This is a genomic window from Pseudoalteromonas sp. NFXS39, assembly GCF_040148775.1.
Classification (GTDB): Bacteria; Pseudomonadota; Gammaproteobacteria; order Enterobacterales; family Alteromonadaceae; genus Pseudoalteromonas; species Pseudoalteromonas apostichopi.
The window spans coordinates 161,387-182,653 of record NZ_JAGDEC010000005.1; the positions used below are offsets into that span (position 1 = coordinate 161,387).

A 21,267-nucleotide genomic window follows, 5' to 3' on the forward strand; every position below is an offset into this window, starting at 1 on the left:
GGGGTCAGATGAATAAAAGTCTCATTACTAATTTAGTGGCGTTTGCATTAGTATTAGTCGGGTTTTTATTTGAACAAGCAATAGTACTTTCTGTTGGTTTATTTGCGTTATCAGGCGCAGTAACAAACTGGCTTGCTATACACATGCTATTCGAAAAAGTACCATTTTTATATGGCTCAGGGGTCATAACATTAAAGTTTGCCTCTTTTAAAGTCGCTATCCGCAACTTGGTGATGACAGAATTCTTCGCTGAAGAGAAAATCGATCAGGTGATGGCTTTAGCAAAACCAAACATTGATTTAGAGCCTGTGATTAGTGAAGTTAACCTCAGTCCGGCTTATGATTCTTTAATTGAGGTCATCGAAAACTCACAATTTGGCGGCATGCTTTCAATGTTCGGTGGGCGTGATGCGCTAGAGCCAATGCGTGAACCTTTCATTGATAAAATGAAAGCAGCGGTGATTGATATTTCAAAAAGCGACGAATTTAAAATGATTCTTGATGAAAAGCTATTTGCCAACTCTCATCTTGGTGGCTCTTTACATAGTACAGTTGAGCGTTTAGTTGATGAGCGTTTGAATGAGCTTACGCCAACAATGGTAAAAGATATCATTCAAACCATGATCAAAGAACATTTAGGTTGGTTAGTGATTTGGGGTGGGGTGTTTGGTGGCTTATTTGGCCTAATCGCTGCGCTAGTATAATGAAGAAGCTTGTAGCAGGCCTTTAAAGACCTGCTACAGTGAATTAATCATTATTTTGAACCAGCAACAACAATCACTGTGTCATCAGATACTTTAGCGATATCCTGGATAGTTGTTTTTGTAGCTGTTTCAAAATTTAAGTATTTTGCTGAGTTATGAAAACCATAAGTGCTTGCAAACTTATCTGTCGACATATCATTGCAAAGTAGCTTTTCTGTCATTACGCGTTTGCTCAAGCGTAGATCGCGCATTGTGCTTGATACGTTTAATGGTTTGTTAGAGGCAATGGCCATACAGGCTTGCGTGCCAACTGAGTCATCTGCGGCGACAAATTGTGCTGCACTTGCATCAGTTGCTGCTAGTGAAGAACCTAAAATTAATGCTGTACCTAGTGCTGTAGTTAACGTATTCATCTTTCTCTCCAGTTGTTGTCCGTATTACGTTTAGTATGTGCAACCTCGCTTTTATGGATACTTCACACTTCCTGTTTGCTGGGCACGTTTAAAGTATTACGCTAAACAAGAACAATTGCTGTTAATGAAAATCGACAAGATGTAAGTAAGTATGTAGATGTGAACAAGCAAAACTAACCGCTTGATAAGTGCTATTTTAAAGTGTGAATTTTGACACAAATAGGCTGAAATCTTTTTCATTTATTTTATTAAAACGTGTTTTAGCTCGTATTAAAGGCTTAATTTTTACGTGGCTGTTACATTTAAGTATTAACTCTACCTTTTCTTAAAAAGGCAAATCAGAGTATAAGGAGCATGAGTGACCACAAAATTAGCAGGCTATTATCAACAAGCCTATGCATCTGAATCAAAACACTTTAATCAATGTTTTTATTGTGGTTGTGAAGCAACTGAGCGAGATTTTTGTCCGCCACTACATATGCTGCAAAGCATTATAGATTTGGGCGAAGAGGCTGAATTTATATCAATTCCAACTTGTTATGAATGCTTTGCATTACTGCATAACGAGCGTGTATTGACCATTGATGGGCGAGTTACAAAACTAAAAAAGAAACTTTCAGCAAAATACGCTAAAGCATTAAGAATTTATCACATGTGGCATGAAAGCGAACTTCACGATATGAGTGATGAATTTGTGCACAGCATAAAAGCTGGTATGAAGTTAGGCGCTGAGGCTGCAGAGCGAATTGCATTCCAAGGTTATAGTTATGCAACCGAAGATGCCAACGTAACAATTCGCGAAAAGCGTGCTGAATTTGATGTGCAAGGCAAAGTCTTTTATGACTTTAAAGACGCGCTCAATTATTGCATTAATGATTTGAATGTAGATCGTACTGAATTTTATAAGCTAGTGGTTGAGGATTATAATGGTGATTTTAATCGTGCTTTAAGCCAATACCGGCATAGGCACGAAAAGGTTACAGCAGCTAATGACGCTGATTCTCTAATCAAAAGCTTTGCGAAGCAGCATAAACAAAACTCTGACTTCGTAACTCGGACTGTGAAACATTTTATCAACAAAGATCCTAGTTTAACTACTGAAGGTGCGTTAGAGCAGCTATATAACAACTACATAAAGAAATAGTGTCCTGTGAGGCTGGTTATTCGTCTTGAATATTGGTGACTGGCCTCGTTTAGTCGCATTAAAGTTAACAATTAGTTAAAGTAATCTAATAATAAAAAAGAGGAACGTAAGAATGCAAAAATTTGCACCATCCTTGTTGGTTATGGCGCTTGGTGTCGCTTTAGCGGGCTGCCAAGACAATGGCCCACAAGATCCAAAAGTCTCAATTAATAAAAATCCATACCCTAGCACCTATCAGCCACTTGCATCACAAAGTACTTTAATCACTAATGCAACTGTTTTAACAGGTACTGGTGAACGTTTAGATAACGCAGATGTTTTCTTTGTTGATGGCAAAGTACAGCAAGTAGGTAAAGACCTTTCTGTACAAGCTGACAAAACGATTGATGCAGAAGGCAAATGGGTAACACCTGGAATTATTGATGTGCACTCACATTTAGGTGCATACCCAACCCCATCAGTGGCATCTCACCAAGACGGCAACGAAATGACCAGCCCAGTTACTGCAGAAGTATGGGTTGAGCATTCAGTATGGCCACAAGATCCTGGTTTCAACCGTGCTCGTGAAGGTGGTATTACGTCATTACAAATTCTACCTGGCTCAGCTAACCTAATTGGTGGTCGTGGTGTAACACTTAAGAATATTCCTTCGCACACAATGCAGGGTATGAAATTCCCTGATGCACCATATGGTTTAAAAATGGCGTGTGGTGAAAACCCTAAACGTGTTTATGGCCGTAAAGGCGTTTTACCATCAACCCGTATGGGGAACATGGCTGGGTATCGCACAGCATGGATTGAAGCAACAGAGTACAAACGCGAGTGGGATAAATACGAAAGTGATTATGCCGCGGGTAAAAACCCTGCTGCACCTCATCGCGACATTAAGCTAGATACTTTAGCTGGTGTGTTAGAAGGTGACATTTTAATTCATAACCACTGTTATAAAGCAGAAGAAATGGCCATGATGATCGACCTTGGTAAAGAGTTCGGTTATCACTCAGGCACTTTCCATCACGGTGTTGAAGCATACAAAATTGCTGATTTACTTGCTGAAAATGGTAACTGTGCGGCACTTTGGCCAGATTGGTGGGGCTTTAAAATGGAAGCCTACGACATGGTTCAAGAGAACGTAGCAATTGTTGATGCAGTTAAAAATTCATGTGCAGTGGTTCACTCAGACTCAGATACAACAATCCAACGTTTAAACCAAGAAGCTGGTAAAGTTATGTACCGTGCGAATGATGTTGGTTATGACATCTCTGAGCAACACGCAATCAAATGGATCACCTCAAACGCGGCTAAATCGCTGGGTATTGATGATAAGACTGGTTCACTTGAGGCAGGTAAGCAAGCTGATGTGGTTATTTGGAACCAAAATCCTTTCAGTGTTTATGCTAAAGCAGAGCAAGTATTTATCGATGGTGCCAAAGTTTATGATCGTAATGATGATAAATACCAAGCACAAAGTGATTTCATGCTAGGTCAAAAATAGGAGTAACATTGATGACAAAATTAACTAAATCATTAAAGCTGTCACTTGTTGCTGCTGGCTTATTTTCTGCGACAGCAAGTGCTGCATCGGTAGCGATTGTAAATGCAACACTACACACTTCAACAGAGCAAGGTGTGTTAGAAGGCGCAAGTGTTGTTATTGAAGATGGCAAAATTGTTGCTATTAACCCGGCATCTATCAACGCTGATACAACCATTGATGCAAAAGGCCAAATCGTGACTGCTGGCTTTATCGGCACTATGAACCAATTAGGTCTAGTAGAAGTGGGGGCTGTTGCAGGTTCACGTGATGGTGGTGACGACAAAGCAGGTATCGATTTTGATCCAAGCCTTGCATTCAACCCACGTAGTAGCTTGATCCCTTATGCACGCAAAGGCGGCATTACTCAAGATGTGATTGTACCAAACGGCGGTGAAAGTATATTTGCTGGTCTTGCATCTGTAGTTGATTTATCTGGTAGCTTCGAAAGTGTAAATAAAAAACAAGTTGCACTTGTTGTTCACCTAGGCGAAAAGAGCAAAGGCTCACGTGCTATGTCGATGAAAACACTTATCGACAAGCTTGAAAGCGAAAAGTCAGCTAAAAAAGATGACAAAAAAGAGCCATCAACAGAGCAAAAAGTCCTAGCATCTGTACTTGCTGGTGATATGCCTCTGATTGCGAGTGTTCAGCGTGCATCCGACATTTATGAACTTGTTAAATTAAAAGAAAACTATGGCATTAACTTAGTGATTCATGGTGGTGACGATGCTGTCGTGGTTGCTGATACGCTAGCAAAAGCTGATGTACCTGTGATTATTAGCTCAATGGCAAACTTACCGGGTAGCTTTGATTCATTACATGCAAACCTTGCTAACGCAGGTAAGCTTGAAAAAGCGGGTGTAAAAGTCATTATTGGTGTTGCCGGTGACTCAAGCCATAATGTTTACCAATTACGTTTTGATGCGGGTAATGCAGTGTCTTATGGTATGAGCCAACAAGGAGCACTTAGTGCAGTAACCAGCAACATTGCTGATGTTTTTGGTTTAAACTCAGGCGCAATTGCTAAAGGTAAACGTGCAAATCTAGTTATGTGGTCGGCAGATCCATTTGAGCTTAACTCACACGTAAGCAAAATGTGGATCAACGGTGAAGAGGTTTCAACAGAAGCGCGTCAAGATAAACTACGCGATCGTTATACAACTGACTCAGCGATGCCACGCGCTTACACAAAATAAGCGCTTTAGATATCAAAAAGGCCGCACATTTGCGGCCTTTTTAATGCATATGTCGTAATAGTAAAATTTAAAAAATTAGATTGCTGAGTTTATAAAGGCTAAGGCCAAATATAAGTAGTAGTACCGGGGCGACTACAAGGTTAACAAGCAAGGAGTTGGTGTGTTCTTTCATGATAGATTTTTGATTAACTAACCAAACAAGGTAACAGGTAACGATTGGGAGTAATAAACCATTAGCCGCTTGCGCAAAGATGATGACCGCAACAGGATCAAGTCCAAGTGATGCGACAAGTGAGCCAAAAACGAGGATAATAATGGCGACAAGTTTAAACCGCATATCACTCATTTGTGTTGACCAGCCAAGCATACCGCAAACAGCATAAGCACCAGCAAGTGGGGCAGTAATTGCGCTAGTTAGGCCAGCTGCACATAAACCGATAGCAAAGAAATAATGTGCCATACCACCTAGGAGAGGCTCTAGTTGCACGGCCATATTAGCCGCTGATATTTTTCCTGCATCGCTACCATAAAACGCCACTGATGCCGTTGATAGAATGGCTAAGGTTATTATACCTCCTAAAGTAATTGAGATACTGGTATCAAGGTTCGTTTCTTTAATTACTTTGTTAATGTTTTTAGAACTATCGTGTTTTTCAGCAAGTACTCCTGAATGTAAAAACAGGTTATAGGGCACAATTGTTGTGCCTATCAAGGCCAGTACCGTGGTAATTGAATCATTTGGTAAGCTCGGTATAAAGCCCTTTAATATCTGATTAAGAGGTGGAGCGGCCATAACGAGCGTTGATATAAACACTAAGCTCATCAACACCACTAAAACAATTAACGCACCTTCAATTACTTTGTGCTTGCCAGTGTACAAAAGCACTGCACTTAATACTGCAATAAGTGGTGTCCATAACATTGGGCTGACAGATGGCATAATTTCTTGCAGCCCTAAACTTGCACCAGTCAGATTGCCCGCTTCATAGGCAGCACTACCAATACCAATGGCACTGATCACTAATATCGCTGCGAGTGCTTTAAAAATAGGTGTTTGAATGGTTGTCCTAAGTGCAGACGCTAAATCTTGCCCAGTAGCTACGCCGAGACGGGCAGCCATTGATTGCAACAAAATAGTTGCTATGACAGAAAACAATAACGTCCAAATAAGAGCAAAGCCAAAATTGGCACCTGCAACACTTGCAGTAGTGATGGTTCCTGGGCCAATAAAAGCGGCGGTGACTAGAAGTCCGGGACCTAAACGCATGATAAAACCTTTTATTATTATTTGTTTAGTGTTTTAACAATAAGATGAAAAACAGCTAACGTTTTAGAAAAAGATCTTAAGGGTATAGAGACTCAAGGTTAGGGTAAAGTAAAAGAGATGATTATCTTTGTAGATATCATCAGAACATAAGAGCACGTTGAAATTGTAAAATTTATACAGTTTACGAAGTAATGGTGTAATACATTTGAAGTTGATAAAAATTGTATCTATAAATCAATAGGTTATTTTGGTCGGGTTTTTGCAAGATATAGGCTTACTTGTTGTTGAATAAAAGGATATAAGAAATGCCTGTACTTACTTTTTCAGCCTATTTTGCTGTGTATGTTTATCTAATTATGCTGACTATTCAGTGGATAATCGCGGCTGTCAGTAAAGCAAAGCAGCCAAACGCAGTGCCCGGTAAGATAGATAATTCTTTGAGTCATGATAGCTTTGTGTTTCGCTCGCATCGAACATTTATGAATACTTTAGAAAATAGTCCGTTGTTCTTAGCGACAGTATTTCTGGGTTTTTTTCTAAACTTGAATAGTAGTGCATTTGCGCTTTGTATATGGGTGTATGTGATCGCCAGAATTATCCATATGCTTTTGTATTATATGATAGCAACCGAAAAGAACCCGAGCCCTCGAAGCTATTTCTTTTTAATTGCTGCAATGGCTAACATGGTGATGTTGGGGTTAATAGGCTTACGTTTACTCTAAAAGGTCGGTGAGGTATTGAGATTAAATGCCTCACCTGATGTTGTTTAAATTGAAAAAGTAACTATTCGATATTCATTAAAACACTGCTAATTTCTGTGTCATATTGAACTGTGATCAATACTGTTCCCAATGTATTTGAGGTACTTGTAACCTTGTAGGCGGCTTGAGCTGTTCCCGCATTTACTATTTTAGTCGTTACTAGGTTACTGTTATTAATACTCCAATTAGCAAACTCAGTTACATTTAAAGATGTTGGATTTGAGCTATAGTTCGCGAACAATTTGAGTTCAATAGTGCCTAAAGGAGATATTGAATACTCGCTAGCGCCATCGTTAATTTCTAAAGAATCAAGTTCAGCGTCACCTTCAATCTGTACTGTTGTAATCTTTTGCTTATTACCACATTCAGCTAATAGTTGTGTGGTCCCGGGCTTAAGGGCAAGAAAACTAGCTGTCGAATCACTATCGTCAATACTTTTTGGTGTTAAACCAATAAAGTTACTGTTGATTGCAGACCACTTGATACTTGAGCTAATGTCTTCTGTTTGCTCTGAATTGCCATTTTGATATACCGCTTTGGCAGCAAGTTGGATTCGATCTCCAACGCTGATGTTTAACTCACTGTCTTGTTCCGAATTAAACGAAACATTAATTTCTTTTAAATTGCTAGGATCTGCAACAACAGATAATTGATCGGTAACATTGCCAATTGCAGCTGTAATTACAGTGCTTTCAACAGCTGCAGCAGATGTATATACAAAGCCTTGCTGATTGATTTTGGCAGTAGTATTTTCATCGACACTTAGGTTTATATCTCTCAAGCTATTTAATGCAGTATATCCATCAACGTAGGTTATATCGGCCGATACTCTCGCAGGCGTGCATGTATTGATAGAGTCTGTTGCAGGAATGACTTGTTTTAATTTAATTGATTCTGCCGCCACATCTGCAATAGATATTTGTTTTTCATCACTAATATCATTTATAGTCGTCGCGGATATAGTAATTAACCCTTGGCTAGATGGCGAATTTTTTAGAGCTGTTAACAAGCCATTACTATTGATTTTAGCAATACTCTCGTCACTTGTTTGCCAGGTTATTTCATTGGTTACGTCTCTAGACTCACCATTTGAATCTATACCCGTTACTTTCAATTGATGGGTGTCACCTTCTTTTAAACGAACTTGGTAGTTTTCAATACTAAGTGACTCAATGATAGTGCCTTCTTGGCGTAACTTTTCAAGTTCAACTTCTTTTGCTAACTGAGTTGAGTCAGTTTCAGATCCGCAACCCAAAATAGCGCTAACAATTAATGAGATACTGAAAAGTTTTGATACGTTCAACTGCGTGTTCATGAAAATCCTTTCGATTAGCTATTTAAAAATGGTAAGTAAGGCCAAGTGTTACACCACTGATTTCTACGTCGTCTCCTTTGAATAAAGATTGGTAGGCTAATCTCACTTGTGTATTTTTGATATAAGGTATCTGCTGGTGAACTGCCACTCCCCATGCAAAGCCATCATAATTATAATTTGTGGGGAGCTTTTCAGATGCTGAATTAACGATCATTTCGTTTTTTGCATAGCCTAATGAAATATCAAGCCCAAAGCCGTTAACCACATCAGATTGCATAACAAAAAAGAGGGCGGCGCTTTTTTCAAGTTCAAACTCTAAATTGTAAATGTTGTCGTCATCACTTGATATTAAGTACTGTGCCTCAAATGCCATATTATTGTTGCTGGCACCTGCTCTTAAGAAGGTAGCAGTTGGTTTGGCACTTTCACTACTAATTTCAATATCGCTGAGCATATAGTCAGCACCTAGATAGTACGTATCTGCCTTAGTCTGAAAACTAGCTGCAAATAGTAAAAGCAAAATATACTTTTTCATAATTTAATTTCTTGTGTTTATATTAGGGTCGATACTAGCGTTTAGTATTAGTGGAATCAAGCAGCGTAATTGTTAATTTACATACAACTGGTTGAATTATATTTGAAACTGTAAATAACTAGCTTGAAGATACAAGTACCAGTTAGCTAGTTAAATACAACAAAAACTTAATTACTCAACACCAATAAAACCACCGGTTTGATGTGACCACAGGGCAGCGTAGATGCCACCTTGTGAAATTAATTGTTGGTGAGAACCTTGTTCAACCACGCCACCTTCATCAAGCACAATGAGTCTATCCATTTGTGCAATAGTTGATAAGCGATGCGCAATTGCTATAACCGTTTTACCCGTCATTAAATCGTCTAAGCTGGTTTGAATTGCCGCTTCTACCTCTGAATCAAGGGCACTAGTTGCTTCATCTAATATCAAAATTGGAGCATCTTTTAACAGTACACGGGCAATAGCAATACGCTGTCGCTGACCACCTGAAAGCTTCACACCTCGCTCACCGACTTGTGCAGCAAAGCCTTTATTACCTTTGCTATCTTCTAAGTCTTCGATGAACTCGAGTGCCTTAGCTTGCTTTGCAGCAGCGAGCATTTCTTCTTCCGTTGCATCTGGCCTGCCATAAAGAATGTTGTCTTTTACAGAGCGATGTAACAGCGAGGTATCTTGCGTCACCATCGCAATATGTTTACGTAAACTTTCTTGGCTTACATCAGCGATGTTTTGACCATCAATACGGATAGTGCCCGAGTCAACATCATAAAAGCGCAGTAATAAGTTCACTAGGGTCGACTTACCAGCGCCAGAACGACCAACTAAACCAATTTTTTCACCTGGTTTTATATCAAGGTTTAAGCCATTGATAACAGGGCCGCGATGGGTTTCGTTAGCCGCTTTACCATAGTTAAATTGCACATTCTCAAAGCTTATCGACCCTTTATCAACGTTAAGGGTGCTCGCATTTGTTTTATCATCTACTTCAATCGGCGTTGATAGGGTTTTCATACCATCAGCAACAGTACCAATGTTTTCAAACAGGCTACTGATCTCCCACATGATCCATTGTGCCATACCGTTTAATCTAAGAGATAAACTCACTGCAATAGCGATAGCCCCAACACTGATGGCACTAATAGACCACAGATACAATGACAAAGCGGCAATGCTAAATACCAGCAAATAATTAAGAGTATTGATAGAAAAGTTCAAGCTGGTAACTAAACGCATCTGCTTATATACCGGCTGTAAAAACACATCCATGCTGTCTTTTGCGTATTGCTCTTCACGCTGCGTATACGAGAATAATTTGATTGTTGAAATGTTAGTATAACTATCAACCACACGTCCGGTCATTTCCGAACGCGCATCTGCCTGCGAGCTGGCTACTTTTTTGAGTTTGGGCACAAAATACAACTGAATTGCAGCATAAAGGACTAACCAAACTAACAATGGCAGCATCAAACGCCAGTCAGATTCAGCGACTAAAAATACCATGGCACCAAAGTAGACTACGATATACATTAGTACATCGAGCAGTTTCATCACTGACTCACGAACAGCTAATGAGGTCTGCATGACTTTTGTCGCAATACGACCAGCAAATTCGTTTTGATAAAAGCTAACACTTTGACGAAGCAAATAACGGTGCGCTAGCCAACGGATAGACATAGGGTAGTTACCCAGTAGCGCTTGATGTAACACTGCTGAGTGAAAAAATACAACTATGGGCAATACTACCAGCAGCACAATTGCCATTTTTGTAAGCTCAGCCTGCTGCTCAATAAATAAGGTATCTGGGGTGTATTGACCGAGCCAATCAACTAATTGCCCCATATAGCTAAAAAGCGAGACTTCTAGAATCGCGAGTGCAGCTGCGCTTAAAGACATTAATAGCAATGAGAGTTCCATGCCTCGTGTATAATGACGACAAAAGGCGAATAAGCTATTAGGTGGTTGAGAAGGTTGCTCTTTCGGAAACGGATTGGTCATCCGCTCAAATAAACGATACATAGACGACGCTTTTTAATAATCAAAGTAACCTTACTATACCATTTGAGTGTATTTTTAGCAGTTCATTTAATTTAAAAACTAATATTAAAATCTATCACTATTCAATTATTTACATCTAGTCGTATAAATGAAAATATAATAAGAAAAAGGAATTATGATGAAAAAGTTTCTCTGTACGTTATCGATCATTTTCAGCTTACCGCTTTATGCTTATCAAACCGACACCTATACGTTTAAAGGTAAAAAAACAGCCATAGAAAAACCTGTGACGGTGACGATACCGGATGGCTATCAAGAATCAAAAAAATACAATGTTATATATGTCTTACATGGCTACAGTGGCAATCATAGTGATTGGACAAAGCTTACAGATATAGAAAAACTAGCAGATCAATATGATGTTATCATTGTTAATCCTGATGGTAACTATGGCTCTTGGTATCTAGATTCAGATATCGACAAAAGTTCGCAATACGAGACTTACATCGCTGAAGATTTAGTCAATTATATAGACTCAACCTATTCGACCAATCGGTCTAAAAGTGGGCGTGCAATCACAGGCTTATCGATGGGAGGGTTTGGCGCGTTGCATATTGCTATCAATAACCAAGCACGGTTTGCTGCAGTATCAGGGATGTCTGCGGGGGTCGATGTTAGGCCGTTTAGTGCAGAGTTTGACCTTGCAAAAGTACTCGGCAGTTACGCTGAAAACAAAGAAAAATGGGATAGCATAGCCATTATTAATAACCTTCATAAAATTGCTGCAGGCAATACGGCATGGAAAAAGGGGGCTGATACCTTACCGATTATGCTTGATATTGGTGTAGGTGATTTTTTTATAGAGCAAAACAGAGCACTACATCAAGCTATGTTAGACCTGCGTATTCGCCATGATTATATTGAACGCCCAGGCATTCATGACTGGCACTATTGGAATAAAGTAATTGCCTATCAATTTTTATTTTTAACCTCTCATATGGCGCCATAAAGGATGTTTCAACGTATTCTTGTGTTAATTGCCATAGGCTTTTTTGGTTTTATAGGTTGGGTTATTTACCTTGCTAATACCGGACAAAAGTCGGTATTTTTTGATCTCGTTGCAGTCATTCCTTACGGTGATAAGTTGGGGCATTTTTGCTTATTTGGTCTACTCACGTTATTCATCAACCTTGCCTTTAAATTTAAGACAATGGCTGTAGGGGGACGACCTATCTATTTAGCTGTGTTGATTGTTAGTACGTTTGTGATTTTAGAAGAGCTAAGCCAGTATTTTGTCGAATCGAGAACATTAGATTTTATCGATTTAATTGCTGACTTTGCGGGTATCGCAGTATTCAGTGCTATTTCAGCTTGGCTTTGCAAAAAGTTATATCCAACTAAGAGCTAAACTTTCAGTAACTTGCTTGGTTTCGTCTATAATCAGTGTAGACCAAGCCTAAAAGTTGCGTATGAACAGAGATACCTCAGATTATTTGTCAGATATTATTGATCTATTACTCGATGCTGTATGCGTAGTTGATGCCAAAGGTACGTTATTGTTTACTAATCCTGCCTTTGAAACAATCTTCGGATACACACCAGAAGAAGCTATAGATAGGAATATGCTGGACTTTGTTTACCCAGAGGACAGGGCCAAAACTATTAATGCCATAAACCAAATTGTGGTCAATGATCAGCATCCACGATTTGAAAATCGTTGGGTAAGGAAAGATGGCAGAGTGGTTCATGTATTGTGGTCTGTCTATTGGTCAAAAGAAAAACAAGTCAGAGTGGCTATCGCTTATGACATAACAGAGCAAAAAAATCTCGAACAAAAACTGATATATATGGCGGGACACGACCCCCTCACCGATCTTCCTAATCGTAGTTATTTAACTACCCAACTTGAAGAGTCATTATCAATTGCAAATACTATTTCAACAGTGATTGCAGTACTTTTTATCGATATAGATGGTTTTAAGCAAGTTAATGATGTTCATGGCCATGGCGCTGGCGACAAACTATTAAAAACGATTGCAATGCGCATTCGTCATGTTTTGAGAAAGGAAGACAGTGTAGGGCGCTTAGGCGGCGATGAGTTTGTGGTTATTCTCAATAGCATTAAACACAAAAGTGATGTTATTAAAATCGTTGATGAGCTAATAGCGGAGATATGTCAGCCTTTAGTTTACAATGATGCGGAGCTTACCTACTCACCCAGTATTGGTGCCGTGCTGTTTCCTGAACATTATGGTGATGCTGAATATTTAATTCAGTGTGCCGATAAAGCCATGTACAAAGCAAAGAATGAAGGGGGGAATCGTATGGTTTTTTATAATGATGGAATAAAGTTACCCGGCGCTAAAAACACAGGTTAGCGTATCATAAACTACAGCAGGTATATGGTTTCAACCTAATAATTTGTTTTCTAACTCATAACTATTGCACGAAATGAAATATTAGTTAGCCTTGAATGATTCATTGAAGGAGTGAAACTATGTTTAAGCGTAAAATAATAACTAATAGTGCTTTTTTTAGCTCATCACTGTTATTGGTAGCGGCGGCTCATGCCACAACACCTCAATATAAAGAACAACAAGCTTTGCATGAAATTGCAAGTGCCGTTTCTAAAACACGTATAGAGCAAGATATTCAAACGCTGGTTGACTTTGGCACTCGCCATACTCTCTCTGAGACGAAATCAGATACGCGTGGTATTGGTGCTGCAAGACGTTGGATCAAGTCTGAGTTTGAGGCGATTTCTAAAGCTTGTGGTAACTGCCTAGAAATCATTGAAGTAAAAGACACTATTTCCGGTGAAAAGCGTATTCCAAACCCGGTTGAAGTTGTCAATATTGTGGCTATTCAGCGCGGTCAAGTTGATGCTAATCGCATGGTTATGATGTCGGGTGATATTGATTCGAGAGCCTCTGATGTAATGGACTATACCTCAGATGCGCCAGGGGCTAACGATAATGCATCTGGTGTGGCTGGCGTGCTGGAATCGGCGCGAGTTTTATCAAAGTATAAATTTAATGGATCAATTGTTTATGCAGCTTTATCTGGTGAAGAGCAAGGCTTGTTTGGCGGCAAAATTTTAGCTAAATACGCTCAAGATCATAATTGGCGTGTTCATGGTGTTTTAAACAACGACATGATTGGTAACTCAACGGGCATTAATGGGGTAACAGATAACACAACTGCACGTATCTTCTCTGAAGGTACTCGCGTTATAGAAACAAAAGAGCAAGCCCATAAACGCCGTTTTACGGGGGGGGAAGTTGACTCTGCAAGTCGTAACCTTGCGCGTTACATAGATACAATCGCAGACCGCTACATTGAGAATCTGGATACCATGTTGATATATCGACTCGATCGTTTTGGTCGAGGAGGGCATCATCGTCCATTTAACGATGTTGGCTTTGCGGCTGTGCGTATTATGGAAACCAACGAAAACTACAACCAACAGCATCAAGACTTACGTACTGAAAATGGTATTACCTATGGTGACACCATTGACCATGTTGATTTTGCCTATGCAGCGAAATTAACTTCACTAAATGCGGTGACTATGGCTTCAATAGCGTGGGCTCCAGCACCGCCAACGGGCGTTAGTATTTCAGGTGCTGTAAAGCCAAGTACAACCTTAGCGTGGGATGAAAGTGATGATCCAACGGTGGTTAGTTATAAAATCTATTGGCGTTATACCAGCGAACCACAATGGCAATTTAGCCGTGATGTTGGCAAAGTAACAGAAGCAACACTGAAAAATGTCGTGATAGATAACTACTATTTTGGTGTTGCTGCTGTGAACAAAGATGGTATTGAATCACCGGTTGTATTTCCTGGTGATGTTGGCGCATTCGAATGGCCAAACAAATAACTAAATAGGAATAGTTAAGTCATAGCGAACACCACCCAGTTCGCTATGAGCTGCCATAATACGCCAGTTATGGGCTTCGACAATTTGTTTTACAATCGCAAGCCCAATTCCTGAACCTGATTGTTTCACTGTTTTTAAGTCTGGCACTCTATAAAGATGGTCAAAAATCTTTGCTAAACTCTCGTCGCTGACGCCAGGGGCTGAATCTTCATAGCAGATTAATAACCGTGTTTGGTTTTGGCTAATCGTAAAATTAATTTTCCCAGGCTGCTGCGTGTACTTAATCGAATTACTGATTAAGTTTGCAAATAATTGTGAAAGCCTTGTTGCATCACATTCTAGTGTTAATTCATCCGTTATATTTTGTGTGAACCCAACTTCAAACTTATCAAGTTGAATAATCATATCTGCGTGTAAGCTTTGGAAATACTCTGCAGCATTAATTTTTGTTAGGTTGAGCTGAAAGCTATTTTGTTCAAGTAGTGATATTTTATTTAAATCACTGACTAAAGTAGCCATGTCGGTGATTTTTTGGTTGAGCTTTTCGTAAGTGAGCTCATTAAATTGAGTTAGGCCTGCTTGAAGGGTTTCAAGGTGTAAGCGTAAACCCGTTAGTGGATCACTTAGCTCGTGAGCAACTTGTGATAATAACTTACTACGTTGACTAATTTGTTTATCTAGATAATTTCGACGCTGTTCAATGAGTTGTTTTCTCTGTCTCACTCTTAATAATGCGATGCCCATTACAGCTAAAAGCAAGCTAAATATTAAAATACTATATAGGATAGTTTGGCGCTGAGAGGCAATAGCTTGGCTTTTTTCATTATCTTGGAGCTTTAAATCTTGAATAGCCAAGTCGCGGTCGCGCATAGCAATGGAGTTTTGCAGCTCAGCTAAACGTTGATTGTAGTTGTTACGGGAAAAACCTTTTTCAAGCTCAGTAATCGTTTTTTGATATAAAAATGCCTGTTGATAATCTGTTTGTTTTTCTGCCACTGTTGTCAGATGCTCAAGGGCAATGATTTGTTTTTGTTGTTTATTCTTGGTTTTACTTAATTGGTAGGCTTGCTCTGCATAATGTTTAGCTTGTTTAAGTTCAGTAGAGCCAATATATAGTTTTGCTAATGTGAGTAACACATCTATATATAAGTGATCGTCATGTTTGAGCTCAGTGATCACTTGTTCTTCAATTGCTAATGCTTGTTCTAGGTTATCCATTTTTAGCAAATTTATAGCAATATTATGGTTTGCCCAGGCAGAATTTCGAGTGCTGTTATAACTCGCAAACACTTGTTGTGCTTGTTTAGCGTAATCCAGTGCTGAAGTGTAGTTTTTTAGCCCATATTCACATTGTGATAGCTTAACAAGACTATGTCCGATATCAGAAAGAGCTCCAGTTTGCTTATCAAAATATAAGGCTGTGTTAAATTCGCCTTTTGCTTTTTCGAATTGTTCTAAATCTAAATAACTTTGCGCAATTGAATAACTTATACCAGCTTGCAGTGAAATAGACGGCGACATTTTCTGAATTACTTCTCGACGTTTTAATTTATATTCCAGAGCAAGGGTCAAACGATCTAACTGTTCAAGGTTACGAGAGTAACCTTGGTATAGTATCTCTTTTTGTTTTAATGTTAATTCGCGTTTATCGTTGTGAATGTACGTCTCTAAAAGGGTTAAGGCTGCTTGGTACTTTCCAGAATTATGATAAGCACTAACAAGGCTCGCCACGGCATCAATCTCATAATCAGTAAATTGCAAACGCTGAAAAAGGGCAACATTTTGTTGAGACAGTTGAATAGCGGTCTCTAAGTCATTTTGTCTGTATGCCAATCGCGCTTTAGCTAGATACAACTCGCTATAAATAGGGGAGTCGTTTTTGTATTGGGGCATGGATTCAAGTTCATCAAAAATAGTTTGCGCTTGTTGAAACTTTCCTAAGTGTATATAAACGTGTATCAATCTAACATTAAAGCTTATTTGCTCTGCAAGGCTGGCAGTTTCGATAAGGTGCTTATCAATACTTATTAAATACTCATAACGTTTTTGATAGTCGCTGATTGTAATGGCTTCATCAATGTTGCTTTGCAGCGTTGATGCAAAAGCACTGCTGAGGTATAAGATACAAAACAGAAGGTAAGAGGTTTTAAGTTTCATAGTGCGGTTTATTATAAATTTATTCCGCATTAGTTTAGCATGCCATTCTTTTAAGTGGGGATGATTCGCTTATGTGACCAAAAAGAGTTGCATTTTGCAATTATCCTTCTCGCATCTTGCAAGTAATTTGGATTGCTCGTTCATAAGGTATTGTTATAAAGCTATTTATTTTTTGGAATAGTTGCTGCTTTAAATAATTACACATCCACAGGAGAGTGTCATTATGAAAAGTAACATACCCGCTTATCTACTATTCGCACTTGCAACGGGCTTCGTAAGTGCAGCACCATTTCAGCAGTGCCCAAGTAAAGCATTTTTGATTCAGGGAAAACCCGCGCAAATGTTTGGCGTTGACCTAGTATCTGCTAAATCTACAGTGCTAGCTGCAACACTCAATTTTACTTCAGAAGCTAACAACGAAAGTGTCAATGCGGTTGGCTTTAATTATAAAGACCAATATATGTATGGCTTTAGTAAACAATCCCCGAAAAGTGTTGTGCGAATTGGTGACGAATACATATTAGAGCGGTTAAATGTAAATGGACTACCAGACACCAACTTTTATGTTGGTGATATTCAGGTAAATAGTGAAACTAATCAGGCTATTTATTATCTATATCACCCAAAATTTGGCTTGTTTGGTATAGATTTAGCAGAACCATCTGATGCGTATCAAGCAGAATTAGTAGCGGACTCAGCTAATTGGGGGTTAGCTATTTATGATTTTGCGTTTCATCCTCATAGCAATCTTTTATATGCGGTTGAGTCAAATGGCGACTTATATGAGATAGATTTAGATAATAAGACACCCACTTTTGTCGCAAACCTCGACATAGCCGGCGATACCGGTGCAAATGGTGCCAGTTATTTTGATGTACAAGGTCAGTTTTATTTTAGTAATAACCGCAGTGGTAAAATCCATAAAGTAGATTTAGGTAAAAGCCCTGTAGATGGTTATACACCGACCGCTTCAGTATTTACTTTGGGGCCTACTTCAAACCAAAATGATGGTGCACGCTGCGCTATTGCAGAAGTAAAAGTAACTGATAATTCAATAGACTTTGGTGATGCACCCATGCCATATAAAACAGTACTTGCTGATAGTGGTGCCCGTCATTTGTTTGACCCTAATGAAGACCAATCAAATTTAGTTTATCTAGGCGCATATGTTGATGGTGAAAATATCAACATAGAAGCCGATTTACAGGCATCTCCGGTCGATAGCTCTGATGATGGCGTTAAGTTTGTAACTGATTTCGTTGCTGGCTCTACTAGTCAGGTAATAGTAACAGCCCCTAATGATAATGGTTATTTATATGCTTGGTTTGATTGGGATCAAAACTTCCAGTTTGACTCTGATGAAATTACAGTGAGTAAATATCGCTTAAATCAAGGTGATAATAGTGTACTAGTCGATGTACCTAGTGATGCTGTAATGGGGGCTACATGGGCTCGTTTTCGTGTGACCGATGGCAGTGAGTTAAGCCCAATTACAGCCAGTGGTGGGGTAACAGGTGGCGAGGTAGAAGATTATCCAGTAACAACATATGGTAGCTTAGTATACCCAAGTGAAAATGGCTGGGTAACCCTTGCTTATGAAGATCAATGGCCATTTGCCGGTGATTATGATTTTAATGATTTAGTTGTTAATTATCGTACAAAGTTAATAGAGAAAGATGGCCAAGCGCTTGGTTATAAGATTGAAGGAGAATTAGTAGGAATAGGCGCAAGTTACCATAACGGTTTTGCTGTTAGATTAGCTCAGTCCTCAGGTGGAAGTTTAAAGCGAATATTACGAAACCAAGTAAATGAGAGCGAGATTAGTTTAATTATTAATAATGAAGTGCAGACACACACCGTGTTAGAAGAAGGTGTTGATGATGCCATTCTCATTATAATGCCAGATACTTGGTCGTATGTAAGCAGCCAAAGCGGGTGCAGTTTCTTTCGTACTGAGAATGGTTGCTATACCAGTAGTAAAGTTGGTTTTACTTTGAGCGTTTCTTTAAATACCGGTGTTTCTTCAGTAAATGCACCGAAATACACTTTAGATCCTTTTATATTTGGAGCAGCTGGTTTCAGCCATGGGCAATTTTTAAGTGGAAAAGACCCAAGAAGTTGGGAAGTTCATTTAAAAAATCAAGCACCGACAGAAAAGTTTGACCAAAGCTTTTTTAATTACCCTGAAAGTGATGATGCATCAAATAACCTATTTGGATATTACTTTCAATCACCTACCGGTTTACCTTGGGCTATTGAGGTTGGAGCTGAGTGGGCACATCCAAAAGAGAAAGTTGATATAACATTAGCTTACAGCGAATTCAAAATATTTGCAGAGTCATCTGGGCGTGAAAGCACACTTTGGTTTAATAGTGCAAAGCTGGCAAATGTTATTTTACGAGGAGAATAATCATGAAATATTATACTTTAATAACTTTTAGCCTAATGTTGTCAGCATGTGGTGGTGGCGAAAGCAACTCATCAATTAAGACTGAAAGTGCTATACAGACACCCACCACAAGTACAGCTACTGAAACAACTGGAACAGATATAAGTGAAGAAACAGAGACAATGGCGGACTTAATGATTGAACCGGAATTTGATTTAAGTAGCAAAATGGAACTAAGCGTAGATGTTGATTTAAACATGGGTGATAGCAGAGCGTATGTAAATATTTGTCTAAAAGGTGATGATAATAGAGCAGATTACAGCCAGTGCTTACTGCGTGCTCCATTAAAACAAAGCAAATTGTTATCTAGTGTGATGCTTGCAAACAATGCGATACAGCTGGTGGCTGAAGTGTGGTTTTATGACTCTCAAAATGAGCCTCTACGTTTTTATTGGCAGTATGATGATAGGCAACCATCCGTGTTTAGTATTCGCTAAAATAAGTGATCGATATTATGTTTTTTTAAGTTTAATTTTAAGAGACCGATTATTTTCAACAGCTTAAAATAGGATTTTGATATGCAATATATAGAAGAGGTACTGCAAACTGTAAAAGAGTCTAACCCAAACGAACAAGAGTTTTATCAAGCTGTTGAAGAAGTGTTGACATCAATTAGTCAGGTAGTTGAAGCTAATAGTGAATATCGAGAACATGCTATATTAGAGCGATTAGTTGAGCCTGAAAGACAGGTAGTTTTTAGGGTACCTTGGCTTGATGACAATGGCAAAGTCCACGTTAACCGTGGTTTTAGAATTGAATTTAGCTCGACCCTAGGTCCATATAAAGGTGGCTTGCGTTTCCATCCGAGTGTTAATCAAAGTGTGGTTAAATTTTTAGGCTTTGAGCAAGTTTTAAAGAATTCACTGACAGATTTACCTTTAGGAGGAGCCAAAGGTGGTGCTGACTTTGATCCAAAAGGTAAAAGTGATAATGAAATTATGCGTTTTTGCCAGTCATACATGACAGAGCTTTATCGTCACATTGGTGCAAATACAGATGTTCCTGCCGGCGATATTGGTGTTGGCACTAAAGAAATAGGTTACTTATTTGGTCAATACAAACGCATCACTAATCAATTTCAAGGTGTACTTACCGGAAAATCAGAAATTATGGGTGGTTCAGCTTTAAGAACAGAAGCAACTGGCTATGGTATCGTTTATTTCTTGAGTGCAATGCTAGATGCTAAAGGTGAGTCCTTAAGGGGGAAGAGGTGTTTAGTGTCTGGAGCTGGTAATGTTGCGCTATATCTGATGGAAAAACTCGATGAATATGATGCAATAATACTAAGTTGTAGCGATTCAAAAGGTACACTGTATTGCAAGGATGGACTTGACGTGAAATTAGTTAAGCATTTAAAGAAAGAAAAAGGAGCTGAGCTTAGGGATTATTTGAACAAGCATAAAGATGCTGAATTTACGCCTGTTAATCAATACCCTAGTGAAGGTCATCAAGTATGGCAATATGAAGCCGACATTGCACTTCCGTGTGCAACACAAAATGAAATTACCGAAAAAGATGCTTTAACACTTGTAGAAAATAACTGTTTGATCGTGTGTGAGGGCGCAAACATGCCAACCACAGTCGATGCGCTTAAAGTATTTAAAAAGCACAATGTCTTTTTAGGACCAAGCAAAGCAGCAAATGCGGGCGGTGTTGCCACGAGCCAATTTGAGATGGCTCAAAATGCAAGTATGCAAAAATGGCGGCCGAAACAAGTTGATGAGAAGCTTCAGCAAGTTATGAAGTCAATTTTTGATACTATTTCATCGACAGCTAAACAGTATTCTAACGAATACGACCTTGTACTTGGTGCGAATATAGCGGGGTTTGAAAGAGTTGCAGATGCAATGTTAAAACAAGGTGTTGTGTAATGCTTCATAATTAAAAAATATTCTTTTTAGTAATATA

The 21,267-nt window shown here is 39.0% G+C and carries 18 protein-coding genes; 12 read left to right on the top strand and 6 right to left on the bottom strand.

Features of this window, described 5'->3' with window-relative positions; translation table 11 throughout:
* The first annotated feature begins 8 nt into the window (after window positions 1–8).
* Window positions 9–704: a DUF445 domain-containing protein gene (locus tag J3455_RS11085; protein ID WP_167657729.1), complete on the top strand. Its 696-nt coding sequence runs from the start codon at window positions 9–11 to the stop codon at window positions 702–704.
* 50 nt (window positions 705–754) lie between these two features.
* Here J3455_RS11085 and J3455_RS11090 read toward each other — a convergent pair whose 3' ends face one another.
* A complete protein-coding gene (locus J3455_RS11090) occupies window positions 755–1,117 on the bottom strand; it encodes a DUF3718 domain-containing protein (protein ID WP_167657728.1) in 363 nt (120 codons plus the stop codon).
* Window positions 1,118–1,475: 358 nt separating this feature from the next.
* Between J3455_RS11090 and J3455_RS11095 the strand changes: the two genes are divergently transcribed.
* From J3455_RS11095 to J3455_RS11105, 3 genes are all read left to right on the top strand, one after another.
* Window positions 1,476–2,261 carry a hypothetical protein gene (locus tag J3455_RS11095; RefSeq protein ID WP_167657727.1) on the top strand — a complete coding sequence of 262 codons (786 nt, stop codon included), beginning with the start codon at window positions 1,476–1,478 and terminating at the stop codon, window positions 2,259–2,261.
* 112 nt (window positions 2,262–2,373) lie between these two features.
* A complete protein-coding gene (locus J3455_RS11100) occupies window positions 2,374–3,756 on the top strand; it encodes an amidohydrolase (protein WP_130051589.1) in 1,383 nt (460 codons plus the stop codon).
* Window positions 3,757–3,767: 11 nt separating this feature from the next.
* Window positions 3,768–4,994 carry an amidohydrolase family protein gene (locus J3455_RS11105; RefSeq protein ID WP_349561730.1) on the top strand — a complete coding sequence of 409 codons (1,227 nt, stop codon included), beginning with the start codon at window positions 3,768–3,770 and terminating at the stop codon, window positions 4,992–4,994.
* A 67-nt stretch (window positions 4,995–5,061) separates the two neighbouring features.
* Here the strand turns inward: J3455_RS11105 and J3455_RS11110 are convergent, their stop codons facing one another.
* Window positions 5,062–6,261 carry an Nramp family divalent metal transporter gene (locus tag J3455_RS11110; RefSeq protein ID WP_130051587.1) on the bottom strand — a complete coding sequence of 400 codons (1,200 nt, stop codon included), beginning with the start codon at window positions 6,259–6,261 and terminating at the stop codon, window positions 5,062–5,064.
* Between the two features lie 305 nt (window positions 6,262–6,566).
* Here J3455_RS11110 and J3455_RS11115 point away from each other — a divergent pair, with 305 nt between their 5' ends.
* A complete protein-coding gene (locus J3455_RS11115; RefSeq protein ID WP_178926916.1) occupies window positions 6,567–6,983 on the top strand; it encodes an MAPEG family protein in 417 nt (138 codons plus the stop codon).
* Between the two features lie 61 nt (window positions 6,984–7,044).
* Here the strand turns inward: J3455_RS11115 and J3455_RS11120 are convergent, their stop codons facing one another.
* The 3 genes from J3455_RS11120 to J3455_RS11130 all read right to left on the bottom strand — a co-directional run bounded on the left by J3455_RS11120 (window position 7,045) and on the right by J3455_RS11130 (window position 10,891).
* Window positions 7,045–8,337, bottom strand: coding sequence for an Ig-like domain-containing protein (locus J3455_RS11120; RefSeq protein ID WP_130051585.1), 1,293 nt, complete (start codon window positions 8,335–8,337; stop codon window positions 7,045–7,047).
* A gap of 22 nt (window positions 8,338–8,359) precedes the next feature.
* Window positions 8,360–8,872 (bottom strand): putative outer membrane beta-barrel protein, encoded by a 513-nt coding sequence (locus tag J3455_RS11125; RefSeq protein ID WP_178926917.1) that lies wholly within the window; start codon window positions 8,870–8,872, stop codon window positions 8,360–8,362.
* Between the two features lie 171 nt (window positions 8,873–9,043).
* Window positions 9,044–10,891, bottom strand: coding sequence for an ABC transporter ATP-binding protein (locus tag J3455_RS11130; protein WP_349561733.1), 1,848 nt, complete (start codon window positions 10,889–10,891; stop codon window positions 9,044–9,046).
* Window positions 10,892–11,048: 157 nt separating this feature from the next.
* Here J3455_RS11130 and J3455_RS11135 point away from each other — a divergent pair, with 157 nt between their 5' ends.
* From J3455_RS11135 to J3455_RS11150, 4 genes are all read left to right on the top strand, one after another.
* On the top strand, window positions 11,049–11,879 hold the full coding sequence (locus J3455_RS11135) for an alpha/beta hydrolase (protein ID WP_256854441.1): 831 nt from the start codon (window positions 11,049–11,051) through the stop codon (window positions 11,877–11,879).
* Window positions 11,880–11,882: 3 nt separating this feature from the next.
* Window positions 11,883–12,278, top strand: a complete 396-nt coding sequence (locus tag J3455_RS11140) for a VanZ family protein (RefSeq protein WP_130051581.1) — start codon at window positions 11,883–11,885, stop codon at window positions 12,276–12,278.
* Window positions 12,279–12,339: 61 nt separating this feature from the next.
* On the top strand, window positions 12,340–13,248 hold the full coding sequence (locus J3455_RS11145; protein WP_130051580.1) for a diguanylate cyclase domain-containing protein: 909 nt from the start codon (window positions 12,340–12,342) through the stop codon (window positions 13,246–13,248).
* 119 nt (window positions 13,249–13,367) lie between these two features.
* Window positions 13,368–14,753: a M28 family peptidase gene (locus J3455_RS11150; protein ID WP_130051579.1), complete on the top strand. Its 1,386-nt coding sequence runs from the start codon at window positions 13,368–13,370 to the stop codon at window positions 14,751–14,753.
* On the opposite strand, the gene J3455_RS11155 is transcribed toward J3455_RS11150, so the two are convergent.
* Window positions 14,754–16,910, bottom strand: a complete 2,157-nt coding sequence (locus J3455_RS11155; RefSeq protein ID WP_349561734.1) for an ATP-binding protein — start codon at window positions 16,908–16,910, stop codon at window positions 14,754–14,756.
* A gap of 223 nt (window positions 16,911–17,133) precedes the next feature.
* Between J3455_RS11155 and J3455_RS11160 the strand changes: the two genes are divergently transcribed.
* The 3 genes from J3455_RS11160 to gdhA all read left to right on the top strand — a co-directional run bounded on the left by J3455_RS11160 (window position 17,134) and on the right by gdhA (window position 21,230).
* Entirely contained in the window at window positions 17,134–19,320 is a 2,187-nt protein-coding gene (locus J3455_RS11160) for an LruC domain-containing protein (protein ID WP_349561735.1), read from the top strand.
* Window positions 19,321–19,322: 2 nt separating this feature from the next.
* Window positions 19,323–19,796, top strand: coding sequence for a hypothetical protein (locus J3455_RS11165; protein ID WP_130051576.1), 474 nt, complete (start codon window positions 19,323–19,325; stop codon window positions 19,794–19,796).
* 81 nt (window positions 19,797–19,877) lie between these two features.
* On the top strand, window positions 19,878–21,230 hold the full coding sequence (gene gdhA / locus J3455_RS11170) for an NADP-specific glutamate dehydrogenase (RefSeq protein ID WP_130051575.1): 1,353 nt from the start codon (window positions 19,878–19,880) through the stop codon (window positions 21,228–21,230).
* Window positions 21,231–21,267: the final 37 nt, after the last annotated feature.